General features: G+C 66.0%; 8 protein-coding genes. 6 read left to right on the top strand and 2 right to left on the bottom strand.

Annotation, left to right across the window (positions count from 1 at the left end):
* Nucleotides 1-98 precede the first annotated feature (98 nt).
* The 3 genes from ACMZPQ_RS14410 to ACMZPQ_RS14400 all read left to right on the top strand — a co-directional run bounded on the left by ACMZPQ_RS14410 (nt 99) and on the right by ACMZPQ_RS14400 (nt 2,839).
* Nucleotides 99-1,712 (top strand): alpha-amylase family glycosyl hydrolase, encoded by a 1,614-nt coding sequence (locus tag ACMZPQ_RS14410; RefSeq protein WP_197584353.1) that lies wholly within the window; start codon nt 99-101, stop codon nt 1,710-1,712.
* Nucleotides 1,713-1,867: 155 nt separating this feature from the next.
* Entirely contained in the window at nt 1,868-2,671 is an 804-nt protein-coding gene (locus tag ACMZPQ_RS14405) for a hypothetical protein (RefSeq protein ID WP_312644902.1), read from the top strand.
* A gap of 18 nt (nt 2,672-2,689) precedes the next feature.
* The gene (locus tag ACMZPQ_RS14400) at nt 2,690-2,839 is read left to right on the top strand and encodes a hypothetical protein (RefSeq protein ID WP_197584356.1); all 150 of its coding nucleotides are present in this window, start codon (nt 2,690-2,692) and stop codon (nt 2,837-2,839) included.
* Between the two features lie 210 nt (nt 2,840-3,049).
* Here the strand turns inward: ACMZPQ_RS14400 and ACMZPQ_RS14395 are convergent, their stop codons facing one another.
* Nucleotides 3,050-5,818, bottom strand: coding sequence for a TonB-dependent receptor (locus tag ACMZPQ_RS14395; protein WP_197584446.1), 2,769 nt, complete (start codon nt 5,816-5,818; stop codon nt 3,050-3,052).
* A 251-nt stretch (nt 5,819-6,069) separates the two neighbouring features.
* On the bottom strand, nt 6,070-8,121 hold the full coding sequence (locus tag ACMZPQ_RS14390) for a glycoside hydrolase family 97 N-terminal domain-containing protein (RefSeq protein WP_197581200.1): 2,052 nt from the start codon (nt 8,119-8,121) through the stop codon (nt 6,070-6,072).
* A 237-nt stretch (nt 8,122-8,358) separates the two neighbouring features.
* On the opposite strand from ACMZPQ_RS14390, the gene ACMZPQ_RS14385 reads away from it, so the two are divergent.
* Genes ACMZPQ_RS14385 through ACMZPQ_RS14375 form a run of 3 tightly spaced genes read left to right on the top strand, consistent with a single transcriptional unit; the run spans nt 8,359 to nt 13,750 of the window.
* Entirely contained in the window at nt 8,359-10,551 is a 2,193-nt protein-coding gene (locus tag ACMZPQ_RS14385) for a glucosidase family protein (protein WP_197581197.1), read from the top strand.
* On the top strand, nt 10,548-12,035 hold the full coding sequence (locus ACMZPQ_RS14380; RefSeq protein WP_197581194.1) for an MFS transporter: 1,488 nt from the start codon (nt 10,548-10,550) through the stop codon (nt 12,033-12,035). Before ACMZPQ_RS14385 ends, ACMZPQ_RS14380 begins: the two co-directional genes overlap by 4 nt.
* Nucleotides 12,035-13,750 carry an alpha-amylase family glycosyl hydrolase gene (locus tag ACMZPQ_RS14375; RefSeq protein ID WP_197581192.1) on the top strand — a complete coding sequence of 572 codons (1,716 nt, stop codon included), beginning with the start codon at nt 12,035-12,037 and terminating at the stop codon, nt 13,748-13,750. The genes ACMZPQ_RS14380 and ACMZPQ_RS14375 overlap by 1 nt, the downstream gene beginning before the upstream one ends.
* The last annotated feature ends 26 nt before the right edge of the window (nt 13,751-13,776 follow it).

Genomic DNA, 13,776 nt, shown 5'->3' with positions numbered 1-13,776 from the left:
GCAGGCTGCGCCATGCCCGCAAGGCCACCGCTAAGCTTGCCGGAACAGGATTTCGGCCCGCTTCCGGCGGGTCACGCATGCCCGGAGGGGGGCTGTCGATGTCGCACTATCCATGGTGGCGCGGAGCCGTCATCTACCAGATCTACCCGCGCAGCTACCTCGACGCCAACGGCGATGGGGTCGGCGACCTGCCGGGCATCATCGAGCGCCTGGACCACATCGCCACGCTGGGCGTGGACGCGATCTGGATCTCGCCGTTCTTCAAGTCGCCGATGGCCGATTTCGGCTATGACATCGCCGACTACCGCGACGTCGATCCGCTGTTCGGCCGCCTGGACGACTTCGATCGCCTGCTGGCCAAGGCCCATGGCCTGGGCTTGAAGGTGATGATCGACCAGGTGCTGAGCCACACCTCGATCGAGCACGCCTGGTTCCGCGAGAGCCGCCAGGACCGCAGCAACCCGAAGGCGGACTGGTACGTCTGGGCCGACCCGCGCGAGGACGGCACGCCGCCCAACAACTGGCTGTCGCTGTTCGGCGGCGGCGCCTGGCAGTGGGAGCCGCGCCGTGAGCAGTACTACCTGCACAACTTCCTGGTCGACCAGCCGGACCTGAACTTCCATCACCCGGAAGTGCAGCAGGCCACCCTGGACAACGTGCGCTTCTGGCTGGATCGCGGCGTGGATGGCTTCCGCCTGGATGCGATCAACTTCTGCTTCCACGATGCGCAGCTGCGCGACAACCCGCCCAAGCCCGCCGACAAGCGGGTGGGCCGCGGCTTCAGCCCGGACAACCCGTACGCCTACCAATACCACTACTACAACAATACCCAGCCGGAGAACCTGCCGTTCCTGGAGCGCCTGCGCGCGCTGCTGGATCAGTATCCGGGGGCGGTCAGCCTCGGCGAGATATCCTCGGAAGATTCGCTGGCGACCACTGCCGAGTACACCCGCGAGGGTCGCCTGCACATGGGCTACAGCTTCGAGCTGCTGGTGGACGACTACAGCGCGGCCTACATCCGCGACACGGTCTCGCGGCTGGAAGCGGTGATGACCGAAGGCTGGCCGTGCTGGGCGGTTTCGAATCACGACGTGGAACGGGCGGTCAGCCGCTGGGGCGGCCACCCGGCCGACCCACGCCTTGCGCGGATGCTGGTGGCGATGCTGTGCTCGCTGCGTGGCTCGGTCTGCCTGTACCAGGGCGAGGAGCTGGGCCTGGCCGAGGCCGAGGTCGCCTTCGAGGACCTGCAGGACCCCTACGGCATCACCTTCTGGCCCAACTTCAAGGGCCGTGATGGCTGCCGTACCCCGCTGCCGTGGACCGACGCCCCGCTGGCCGGCTTCACTTCCGGCAAGCCCTGGCTGCCGATCCCGGCCGAGCACCGGGCCGCGGCGGTAGCGGTGCAGGAGCGTGATCCGCACTCGGTGCTGGCGGCGTTCCGGGCCTTCCTGGCCTGGCGGCGTACCCAGCCGGCCCTTCTGCACGGCAGCATCCGATTCATCGAAAGCGCCGAGCCAGTGCTGCTGTTCGAGCGTATGCTTGCAGATGAAACCCTCCTGCTGGCCTTCAACCTGTCGGCCGAGGCGGTGAGCCATCCGCTGCCGCCGGGCCACTGGCAGCAGGTGGCGGTGCCGGGCCCGGATGCGGGCACGGTGCAGGGCAATGAACTCCAGCTGCCGCCGCGTGCGGTGTATTGCGCCCGACGCAGCTGACCGTTTTCTCCGGTGGCGGTACTTGCGGGGACGGGGCCGAAGCGCCCCGTCCCTTTTTTGTGGGTAGGCATTGGCGCCCACTTTCCCACTTATGGAATGGTGCCGGGCAGGGCGTGCGGAAACACTGATGGCCCTCCCAGCACTGCGGAACTCCGATGCGTATCTTCACTTCCCTGTTGCGCCTGTTGGCGCTGGCTGTGGCGCTGTCTGTCGCCCACCCTGTCTGCGCCACGCCCATCCTGACCGTGGGCCCTGCGCTGGAGGATGCCTTTGAGGGCTCTGATGTGGTGCCTGGCCTGAAGCAGTTGCTCGGACCGGAATACGGCGCGTTCCGGCGCAATTTCGATGAGTCGGCGGTACCGGTGCCGCTGAAAGAGGGAGGGTTGCTGCTTGATGGGTGGCGGTTGGGGTTCCCCGGGCATCATGCTGCGGCGGTCGTGGTCTACCCCGATGGCACCCTGCACGCGGCGTACTACAACGCTGAAGACCGAGCGGTGCGGTACTTCTCGACCTCCGGTGAACTTCAACAGCGCGTGCTGCTGATCTGGGCGAAGCGATTTGAGCTGCCTCCTGGTCATTCGCGTTCCAGCGACAGTCCGTTGGAAGAGCGCGCCCCTGCATCGGTCCTGGCATTGCCGGGCGTGGAAGAGCAGGCCGCCATGCGGTCGGTGGCAGCCGCGATCTGGTCTGCCCAACTGGCATCAGGTTGGAACATGAACACCGAGGTGGGGCACGTTCTCGGTGAGGCAGCCAAACACATCATGGACTGCTCTGCTGCTTTCAGCCTCGTGCCGAAGCCGCTGGGCTGGGTGCCTGGCTGGTCCTATGTCGCCCAGATGTCAGTCCAGATCGTTGCTTATGTCACGGGTGTCTCCGGGCATCGGGTCTATCGCTCCTGCGTCATCACCGCCGCCAGTCGCCAGCGTTCGTTCATCGAATTGGCATCGGGTGAGTTCTGAGCAGGGACCGGTTCTGCCATGTGGGAACTGCTGGGCCAGATCATTTCCGTTGTGCTCAATCACGTCGGTCATGCTCTTGGCCGATTCAGTGGGCGCATCCTGTTGTTGCTGATGATGGTCATCGCGATCAGCTGCGCGCTTCTGATCTCATCATCTCCCGGCAAGTGAATCCACGCATGGCGTGGATCTACCGACTCGATGATCCCGTACCGTGCGAAGGCCGAGACGCCTCTTCGGTAGATCCACGCCATGCGTGGATGGGCCTTGCAGACCCCTCGCTGGCATCGGCGCAAAAAGAGAACCCGCTGCCTGCGCAGCGGGTTTCCGGTCCTGCTCCCCTTGTGTTGCCGGCCAGCGGCCGGCACTACTTTGGCCAGGTCAGAACTTGTAGTTCACGCCCAGCATGTAGGTGCGGCCCCACTCGATGTACTCCAGCGGGCGGTCCTTGCTGCCGGCGTAGGTGCGGTACGGCTCGTTGGTCAGGTTGCTTCCTTGCAGCAGCAGGGTCAGGCCACGCAGGGCGCTGCTGTCGCTGAAGGTATAGCTCACCTGCGCATCGGTCACGTTCTCGCCCACCACGTAGCGCAGGGTGCGGTTGCCGTTGAAGTTGCCGATCTCACCGATGAAGTCCGAACGGCGGCGCTGGCTGACGCGTGCTTCAAAGCCGCTGCGCTCGTAGTAGGCGGTGAAGTTGTACACGCGCTTGGACAGGCCCGGCAGGCTGATCGGATCGGTGCCCACGCTGGACGCACTCTCCGGATCCAGAATGGTGATGTCGCTCTTGTTGAACGTCGCGCTGGCCTGCACGCCGAAACCGCGCAGGCTGTCGGTCAGCATGTCCAGCGGGAACGACGCGGTCAGTTCCAGGCCCTTCAACGTACCGCCCTTGCCGTTCTGCGGGGTCGAGAATGTACCGACGGTCTGTACCGGCGCGGTCATGCCCGGTGGCGGCACGTAGTTGCCCAGCAACCCACTGAAGTCGTAGTTATCCACCGACTGGGTGTAGACGTAGCTCTTCAGGTCCTTGTAGAAGATCGCCGCGGCCACGTAGGCCTTCTCGCCGAAATACTTCTCATAGGACAGGTCCAGCGCGGTAGCACGCCACGGGTCCAGCAGCGGATTACCGCCGCTGCCACCGGGTCGGCCGTTGTTGGTATCCACACCGAACTCCAGGCCGGCACGCATCTGGTCCACGCGCGGGCGCGCAACCTGCTTGGCGGCGGCGAAGCGCAGCGTCTGCTGGTGCGGGAACATGAACACCAGGTTCAAGCTCGGCAGCCAATCCTTGTAGGTCTTGCCGGCAGAGAAGGGCTGGATGTTGCTGCCCGCCCGCTGCGAGCTGTCCCAGTAGCGCGAATCCGAACTCTGGTCAGTGTGCTGCATCTGCACGCCAATGTTGCCACGCACGCCGACCACGCCGATGTCGGTGTTGATGTTCAGGCGTGCCCAGGCAGTGGTGATCTTCTCCTGCACCGTCCACGACTTGGGAATCAGGTAGTCCAGGTTGTCGACCGGGTTGAAGGTCATGTAGCGACCCACGGCTGCCGGCACGTTCCACGACGGGATATAGCCGAGGCCGGCGAAGCTCAGGTCCACCGGACGGTACTGCAGGTCCGGGGCGATGGTGGATTCGCCTTGAGCGCCAAGCAGGATGTTGCCTTCGGCCTGGGCCTTCTGCTTGCGACGGTCGGCATAGTTCACGCCCACGTCCACATCGGAGAACCAGCTGGACATGGCCTCGGGAACCGGTAGCGTCGCTGCCAGCTTGGCGCCCTTCAAGCGATCTTCCACCTCCGGCACCTTGCCGTAGCCGGAACCATAGATCGTGTTGGTCAGGAACAGGCTGTCCGGATTGGAGTAGTCGCGCCCCGGCGTGATCTGCGAGAAGCTGTTGTTGTTCACTACCAGGCCGATCGTGTCGAACTGCGGGCGCGGCACCAGCTGCAGGTTGTTTTCCAGGTTGATCTCACGGCGGGTCGCCTTGGAGTAGTTCAGGTCGGCGACGAGCTTCACGCCACCGACGTTGAACTCGTTGTTCCAGCCGAACGCATCGATCTTGTCCTTGCGCTTGTTGTACATGCCGCGCACCAGCGGGTACGCATTGCTGATCGTGCCGCCGGTGAAGCTGCCATCGGCATTGCGGCCGACATTGCTGAACACCGGGAGGATCGCGTTGGGATTGTTGCCGTCTTCGCCGTTGCCGCTGAGGCTCAGCTCGAACTGATTGGCAGTGTCGATCTGCTCGGCTTCGGTGTGGAACGCATCAAAGGTGCTGGTCCAGCTGTTGTTCGGGCGGAACTGGATCGTCGCCATCACACCGTCACGCTTGTTGTTGCCGGTACGGCGCAGCGCCTTGATGCCATCGGTGAAGTAGGTGCCTGGCGCGATTCCGCGACGCTCGCCCTTGTCGGTGTGCTCGGTGGTCCACGGCTCGTACAGGCCGACCTGGTTTTCCTGGATCGGCATGTCGCTGTGCGCGTAGCCGATGGCGATGCCGAGGGTCTTGTCCAGGAACTGATCGATATAGCTGGCGCTGAAGCGGTTGCCGTACGGATCGACATTGGCGGCGCGGCCCAGCGAGCTCTTCTGGTAGCGGCCGCTGACCGCGATCACGCGCTCGCCGAAGCTGAGCGGGCGCGCGGTCTGCATGTCGATGGTACCCGACAGCCCCTGGCCGACCAGTGCGGCATCCGGGGTCTTGTACACGGTCACGCCGTTGACCAGTTCGGACGGGTACTGGTCGAACTCGACGCCGCGGTTGTCGCCGGTGCTGACCACTTCACGGCCATTGAGCAGGGTGGTGGCGAAGTCCGGCGACAGGCCGCGCACGCTGATCACCTGCGCACGGCCGGCCACGCGCTGGGCGGCCAGGCCGGGCAGGCGTGAGATGGATTCGGCAATGCTGACGTCGGGAAGCTTGCCGATGTCTTCGGCGGAGATCGCTTCGACCACCGAGGTGGCGTCCTGCTTGACCGCGATCGCGTTCTCGATGCCGCGGCGGATGCCGGTGACCTGCACCGTGTCCAGGTTGGTGGCGGCGGTGCTGGCCGGCGTGGTGGTGCTCTGCGTGGACTGTGCCGACGCCAGCGTCGGCGCCAGCACAACGGCCAGCGCGAGACTCAGCGCACTGCGCTTGTGGTTCAACATTTTCCCCTCCCAGGCAATGTTGCAGATCGATTCGAGGACGTCCCGGCGTGACCGTGGACGTGCGACGCGGTGGCCGCTGTCGTCGCCGCTATGGTAGGCAGCGTGTTCTTCGCGGGAATCACCCTGCATACGTATTCAATGGTGTTTGCAGGGGTGTAATCGGTTTCAGATCCTGCTTGCGGTAGTGCTGGCCGCTGGCCGGCAATCATGTTCATCGGGTTGCCGGCCAGCGGCCGGCACTACCGGGGCATTCAAAGCGGCGTGAAGCGGATGGCCTGGCCACCGCCCGGTGCCAGTACCAGTGTCAGCGCATCGGCGCTGGTGACCGCGCGGGTTTCGCGCGCGAACGCGAACGGATTGCTGCGGAAGTCAGCGCCGTCGCCATCGCGGTAGATCTCGGCGCGATAGCGTACGCCCGGTTCCAGGAAGCCCAGCGACACCGGCAGCACGCGGCCGTGTTCATCGGTGATGCTACCGAGGAACCAGTCGCGGCTGTTGCGGTCGCGGCGCACGATCGTCACGTAGTCGCCCACTTCGCCATCGAGCACACGGCTCTGTTCCCAGTCCACCGCCACGTCCTCGATGAAACGGAACGCCTCGCGGTGCTGCAGGTAGTGCTCGGGCAGGTCGGCGGCCATCTGGATCGGGCTGTACAGCACCACGTACAGCGCCAGCTGGCGCGCCAGCGTGCTGGGAATGGCCTGGCCGTGGCGGCCCTTCAGGCTGAGGATGCCGGGGGTGTAGTCCATCGGCCCAGCCAGCATGCGGGTGAACACCAGGTTGACCTCGTGCTCGGGCGGGTTCGGCGGCTGGCCCCAGGCGTTGTACTCCATGCCACGCGCGCCTTCGCGCGAGATCCAGTTGGGGTAGGTGCGGCGCAGCCCGGTGTCCTTGATCGGCTCATGCGGGTTCACCGACAGCTGCCTGCGCGCCGCCTCCTGCACCACCTTCAGGTGATGGCGGGCCATGAACTGGCCGTCGTGCCACTCGCGCCAGAGTGGGCCGCCGGCCGGATTGCGGCGGTCGACCTGGCCGTCGTCGCAGACATAGCCGGTCTTGAACTGGTCCACGCCCAGTCGCGCATACAGGTCCAGTGCGGCGTCCAGCTGATCCTCGTAGTGTTCGATGGCGCAGCCGGTTTCATGGTGGCCGATCAGGTGCACGCCCTTCTTCAGGCCATATGCCGACAGGGCCTCGATATCGAAATCGGGCGTGGCACGGGTGAAATCGAAGTCGTAACCGTTGCCCACCCACATGCCGTCCCAGCCGGGATTCCAGCCTTCCACCAGTACGCCCCGGAAGCCATGCGCAGCGGCGAAGTCGATCACCTTCTTCGTCTTGGCGGTGATGGCCGCGTGCTTCGGGCCGGTCGCCCAGCTCTCGTTGTCCAGGTGCATCGACCACCACACGCCGAGGTACTTGGCCGGCTTCACCCAACTGACATCACCCAGCGCATTGGGTTCGTTGAGGTTGAGGATCAGGTCCGATTCGACCAGCCCGCCTGCACGGTCGGCGATCTGCAGCGTGCGCCACGGCGTGGCAAAGGGCAGGGCACGGCGTACCTTCCAGCCTTCGGCCGACGGCGAAAGCTGCGCGCGCAGGCGCCGGCCTTCGGTGCGACGCAGCCACATGCCGGCGTAGTCCACCAGCGCAGCCTCATGGATCGCCACGTGCAGGCCATCGCGGCTGCGCAGGGTCATCGGCGTATGCACCAGCGGCACCTGATTCAGTGGCGTGCGCTGGTACAGGTATTCGTAGTGGATCGGTTCGCCAGCGGGAATCCACCAGGCAGTCGATTCCGGCGCAATGGCGAACTCGGTCAGTTCATCATCGATGATCGCCTCGCGCAGGCTCGGCTGTTCGGGGAACACGTAGCGGAAGCCCAGGCCATCGTCGTAGACACGGAACACCACATCCAGCCGGCGCTTGCTGCCGGTGGTCTCGGCCAGCTGCACGGTCAGCTCGTTGAAGTGGTTGCGGGTGAGCCGGCGTTCGCCCCACGGCTGTTCCCAGCTGTCATCGACGCTGCGCCGCTGCTGGCCGAGCACGGTGAAATCACGGTCCAGGCGGCCGTCGCGCAGGGCGAAACCGAGTTTGGAATCCTCCACCACGGTCTCACCGAAACGTTCGACGCGGTAGCGGGCAGTTCCGCCGTCCAGCACCAGGCTGGCCTTGAGCACCTTGCCGGGCGATTCGACACTGACGACCTGCGGTGCGGCCTGCGCCAGCGCGGCCATTCCCAGCAACGCCAGGCCGAACACGAGCGCGAACACCGCGCGTACAGCAGTGGGTGACATCGGCATTTCCCCTCCCAAGGCGCCGTTGGCAGACCCGGACCATAAGCCAGTGCGACGGGTGCGCTATCGTGCAACGCCATGAATACGTATGCAGCTGGGCGCAGCCGACAGCCCCGCGTCTACCATGGGGCCAGGGCTCCTTGAGGGAGGGGCCGCGCCCGCCCGCCGGCAACTGCGGTGCGGACCTACAACGCGTGCAGAGAGGGAGGGAGGCCGACGGGCGCAAGCCGGTCCGCCGCTTCGATGCTGAAGATCATTTGCCTGACCGCTGCCCTGGGGGCAGCGCTGGGATCGACCGCGCAGGCGGCCGACCTGCAATTCGACGGCCGCCACGCGCGCGCCGAAGCCGCAGCCGACGGCCGCTTCGTGCTGCATGCGCCGACGGGGAAAGTACAGATCGCATCCCCGCCAATGCGCAGCCAGACCGGCAGCGTGATGTTCGATGCACTGTTCGCACTGGCCCAGCAGGAGATGGACCAGGATCGCGTGGATGCGATCCGCGATCCCGCATTCGACGAGGGCCGGCCGGTGCCGTGTGAGTGCTTCCAGACCGGTGCGCGCTGGCCGTACGTGTGGACCCGTGATGTCAGCTTCGCCGCCGACCTGGCGCTGGCGCGGCTGGACCCGCAGCGCACCCGGCAGTCGCTGCAGTTCAAGCTGTCGGCGGCGCGCGATGGGCATACGCCGGGGCTGTTCGTCGCCCAGGACACCGGTTCGGGTGGCAGCTGGCCGATCAGCAGCGACCGCGTGGTGTGGTTCCTGGCCGCGCGCCACCTGCTGGATGATCCGGCGTTCGCCGATCAGGTCTGGCAGGCGCTGCAGGGCACGCTGGCGCAGGACCGTGCGATGGTGTTCGACGCGCAGATGGGCCTGTACCGCGGCGAGACCTCGTTCCTCGATTGGCGCGAGCAGACCTATCCGGACTGGACGCGCGAGGACGTGCGCTTCATCGGTGATTCGTACGCACTGTCCACCAACGTGCTGCACTACCAGGCGCTGCGCCTGGCAGAGCAGTTGGCCGGCCAGCGCGGCGATGCGCGTGCGTCCGACTACAGGGCGTGGGCCGATGCGCTGGCAAAGCAGATCGATGCCCGCTTCTGGCGCGAGGATATCGGCCAGTACATGAGCTTCATCGGCGAAGCCGCGCACCCGGTGCCGTATGCCAAGGTAGACCTGCTCGGCCTGTCGCTCGGCATCCTCGCCGACGTACTGCCGGCCGAGCGCGCGCGCCGTGCGCTGGCGGCGTACCCGATGGGGCCGGCCGGCAGCCCGGTGGTGTGGCCGCAGGAAGCGCAGCAGCCGATCTACCACAACCGCGCGATCTGGCCGTTCGTCAGTGCCTACTCGCTGCGTGCCGCGCGCCAGCTGGACGATGCACCGCGCATCGCCGCCGAGATCCGTTCGCTGATGCAGGGCGCGGCGCTGGCCGGTTCCAACATGGAGAACTACGAGCTGGTCAGCCAGGCGGTGTATGTCGAGGAAGGTGCTCTCAGTGGGCCGGTGGTCAACTCCGAGCGCCAGCTGTGGTCGGTGGCGGGGTACCTGTCGATGGTGATCGAGGGCGTATTCGGCGTGCAGGACGATGGCCGCGTGCAGCCCAAGCTGCCGGCGGTGCTGGTGCCGGAGCTGTTCGGCACGCAGCGCAGCATCAGCCTGGAAGCCGCTGGCAGGCGTTATGTGCTGGAGCGTCCGCAGAGCGTCGGTGACGGCCTGCTGGTGGCCGGCAGAACCACCACGCGCGGCACTACCACGACGGTGCAGCTGATCGACGCACCGGCAGCGACCTGTTTTGAGACCACGACGGTGGACGCCAACGCGCGCGCGCCGGCCACACCGGTGGCGCCGCAGGCCCTGCGCAAGGGCGTGGGCTGGGACGTGCAGGTCGCCGCGCATCACGTGCTGTGGCAGGACGGCAAGCCGATCACCGCCAGCAACGGCGTGGCGCGCATCAGCGATGATGGCCTGCAGCATTGCCTCAGTCTGACCCGGCGCGAGGGCGCATTGGAATCACTGCACGGCCCGACGGTCTGCATCGGTCCGCAGCAGCTGTTGCAGGGCGAGCAGCGCTGGCAGTTCACCGCCGCCAACGCTGGGCAGGTACGTGTGCGCCTGCAGTACACCAATCCGAACGGGCCGATCAACACCGGCGTCACCGCCGCGGTGAAGCAGCTGGCGCTGCAGTGCCCGGGCATTCCCGAACAGCGGTATACGGTCGCGCTGCCGCACAGCGTGGCCGTACAGGATTCCACCGCGGCGACCTTCACGGTGCCCAAGGGCCGGTGCACGGTCACGCTTGAAGAGGGCTTCAACATGAGCGCGCTGCAGCACTTCGCGCACTACACCGGGGGCAAAGGGGGGCGCGAGGGCGTGCTCAACCAGGCCCAGGTGCAGGCGCTGAAGGTGGCCCAGGTCGCAACGGAAGAGGACGCCCGATGAATCGTCCTGCCAAGCCGCAGCTGTCGTTCTGGCAGATCTGGAACATGTGTTTCGGCTTCCTCGGCATCCAGTTCGGGTTTGCGCTGCAGAATGCCAATGCCAGCCGCATCTTCGAGACCCTGGGCGCGGACATGGACGCGGTACCGGGGCTGTGGATCGCCGCGCCGCTGACCGGCCTGCTGGTGCAGCCGGTGATCGGCTACCTGTCCGACCGTACCTGGACGCGCTGGGGTCGCCGCCGTCCGTTCTTCATGATCGGTGCGGTACTGACTACGCTGGCGCTGCTGGTGATGCCGAATTCTCCAACGCTGTGGATTGCCGCCGGCACGTTGTGGGTGCTGGATGCCTCGATCAATGTGTCGATGGAACCGTTCCGTGCCTTTGTCGGTGACCAGCTTGCGCCACGCCAGCGCCCCACCGGCTATGCGATGCAGAGCTTCTTCATCGGCGTGGGCGCGATCGTCGCCAGCTTCCTACCGTTCATCCTGGCCCACTTCGGCGTAGCCAACACTGCTGCCGCTGGCGAGGTGCCGGATACGGTGCGTTATGCGTTCTACTTCGGCGCGGTGGTGCTGCTGGCGGCGATCACCTGGACAGTGGTCAGCACCCGAGAATATTCGCCGGCGGAACTGGCCGGCTTCGAGGATGCCGAGCCACCGGCGCACCATGCCGGCACCACAGTCACCGGGCCCGCACCGTGGGGACAGGTGGCCTTTTGGCTGGGAACAGGCGTGCTGCTGGCGTTGCTGATCGGCTGGCGCCAGGGCGACAAGATGCTGTACGTGCTGGCTGGCCTGTGCGCCGGCTACGGCCTGCTGCTGGCACTGGCGCGCGCATTGCCGGGCACGCACATGCTGGCGGCCATCGTCGGCGACCTGCGCGCGATGCCGGTCACCATGCGTCGCCTGGCGTGGGTGCAGTTCTTCTCGTGGTTCGCGCTGTTTGCGATGTGGATCTATACCACCGCCGCAGTGGCCGGCACCCACTTCGGTTCGACCGATCCGCAGTCGGCGGCGTACAACGACGGTGCCAACTGGGTGGGCGTGCTGTTCGGTGCCTACAACGGCTTCGCCGCATTGGCTGCGGTACTGATCCCGCCGATGGTGCGGATGATCGGCCTGCGCTGGAGCCACCTGGTCAATCTGTGGCTGGGCGGTGCCGGGCTGGTCTCGCTGATGTTCATCCGCGATCCGCACTGGCTGCTGCTGTCGATGGTCGGCGTCGGCTTTGCTTGGGCATCGATCCTGTCGCTGCCGTATGCGCTGCTGTCCGACAGCGTGCCGGCCTCGAAGATGGGCGTGTACATGGGCATCTTCAATTTCTTCATCGTGATCCCGCAGCTGGTGGCGGCCAGCGCGCTCGGCTTTGCCCTGCGCGCCTGGCTGGGTGGCCAGCCGATGCACGTGCTGGTACTGGGCGGCTGCAGCCTGTTCGTCGCCGGCCTGTGCGTGCTGCGGGTTCCATCCCGTCCGGAGGTAGTGTGATGCGTGGTGCGCTGTCTGTTGCTGTTCCCCTGCTGTTGCTGGCCGGTCATGCGGCGGCCTCGCCGCGTCCGGATTACGTGGGTACCACCGAGCCGTTTGCCAGCGATGCGGTGTACTTCGTGGTCACCGACCGCTTCGTCAACGGCGACCCATCCAACGATCATCGCGACCAGGGCGGCACGCACCGCACCTTCGATATCCCGGTGCCATGCCCGGACAAGGTGGACGGCAACATCGGCTACCTCGGCGGTGATTTCCGCGGCGTGCTCGACAATGCGCAGTACATCCGCAATCTTGGTTTCGGCGCGGTGTGGATCACGCCGATCGTCGACAACCCGGATGAGGCGTTTACCGGCAGCAAGCCGATCAGCTGCACCAGTACGCTGACCGACCGCGGCAAGACCGGCTACCACGGCTACTGGGGCATCAACTTCTACAAGCTCGATGAGCACCTCCCCAGCAAGGACCTGGACTTCGCAGGGTTGACCAAAGGACTGCACGGCGCAGGCTTGAAGGTGGTGCTGGATATCGTCGGCAACCACGGCTCGCCGGCCTGGACCATGCCGACGCGGCAGCCGCAGTTCGGCCAGATCTTCGACAAGGATGGAAAGCTGATTGCCGACCACCAGAACCTGCCGCCGCAGAAGCTGGATCCGAAGCACAACCCGCTGCACGCGTTCTACAACAACATCGGTCCGGTCGACAGCAAGGATGGTTCGATCTTCGATGGCAACCTCGCCGAGCTGTCCGATTTCAACCAGGACAATCCGGCGGTAATGGACTACCTGGTCGGCGCCTACCTGCAGTGGACCGCGCAGGGCGTGGACGCGCTGCGCATCGACACCATCGGCTGGCTGCCGCATCCGTGGTGGCATGCGTTCGTCAAGCGCATCCGCGCCGAGCATCCTGGCATGTTCATGTTTGGCGAAGCCTTCGACTACAACGCGGGCAGCATCGCCGAGCACACCTGGCCAGCCAACGCGAACGTAAGCGTGCTCGATTTCCCGTTGCGTGGCGCGCTGGAGCAGACCTTCGGCACCGCCGGCAAGGGCTTTGAAACGTTGGCCGAACCGCTGCACCTGAGCGGCGGGCCCTACGCCAATCCGTATGAGCTGATGACCTTCTACGACAACCACGACATGCCGCGCCTGCAGGCCAGCGACAACGGCTTCATCGACGCGCACAACTGGCTGTTCACCGCGCGTGGCATTCCGGTGGTCTATTACGGCTCGGAAACCGGCTTCATGCGTGGCCGCGCCGAGCACGCCGGCAACCGCGCCTATTTCGGCCAGTCGCGCGTGGATGCTGCGCCACAGAGTCCGATCTTCGCGCCGCTGCAGCGCATCGCCAGGCTGCGTGAGGCCACCCCGGCACTGCAGCGCGGCCTGCAGGTGAACGAGCGGTTGCTGGGTGACGAGGCGGTGTTCTTCCGCGTGCTGCAGCACGGTGACGTGGCACAGACCGCGCTGGTGCTGCTGAACAAGGGTGACCGGGCCAAGGCCCTCAGCGTGACGCGCTTCGTTCAGGCCGGCCGCTGGCGCGATGCGCTGGATGGCGGCGAGCTGAAGGTAGATGGCGCGCTGACGGCGGAAGTGCCGGCGCACGGGGTGAAGGTCTATGTGCTGGAGGCCGCCGTGCAGCAGCCGGCGTTGCAGGCCGAGCTGGACAAGGCGATGGCCGACCAGAAGGCGCGGGACCAGCGACTGGGACGGTAGTGCCGGCCGCTGGCCGGCAACCCCGG

This window comes from Stenotrophomonas maltophilia (assembly GCF_047497515.2).
Lineage (GTDB): Bacteria > Pseudomonadota > Gammaproteobacteria > Xanthomonadales > Xanthomonadaceae > Stenotrophomonas.
Note: the sequence above shows the minus strand (reverse complement) of the source record. Positions and strands in the feature narration are given on the sequence as shown.

Bases quoted from the DNA above. Each gene is read 5' to 3' on its own strand.
- ACMZPQ_RS14410 (WP_197584353.1), top strand. From the start codon at position 99: ATGTCGCACTATCCATGGTGGCGCGGAGCCGTCATCTACCAGATCTAC.
- ACMZPQ_RS14405 (WP_312644902.1), top strand. From the start codon at position 1,868: ATGCGTATCTTCACTTCCCTGTTGCGCCTGTTGGCGCTGGCTGTGGCG.
- ACMZPQ_RS14400 (WP_197584356.1), top strand. From the start codon at position 2,690: ATGTGGGAACTGCTGGGCCAGATCATTTCCGTTGTGCTCAATCACGTC.
- ACMZPQ_RS14395 (WP_197584446.1), bottom strand. From the start codon at position 5,818: ATGTTGAACCACAAGCGCAGTGCGCTGAGTCTCGCGCTGGCCGTTGTG.
- ACMZPQ_RS14390 (WP_197581200.1), bottom strand. From the start codon at position 8,121: ATGCCGATGTCACCCACTGCTGTACGCGCGGTGTTCGCGCTCGTGTTC.
- ACMZPQ_RS14385 (WP_197581197.1), top strand. From the start codon at position 8,359: ATGCTGAAGATCATTTGCCTGACCGCTGCCCTGGGGGCAGCGCTGGGA.
- ACMZPQ_RS14380 (WP_197581194.1), top strand. From the start codon at position 10,548: ATGAATCGTCCTGCCAAGCCGCAGCTGTCGTTCTGGCAGATCTGGAAC.
- ACMZPQ_RS14375 (WP_197581192.1), top strand. From the start codon at position 12,035: ATGCGTGGTGCGCTGTCTGTTGCTGTTCCCCTGCTGTTGCTGGCCGGT.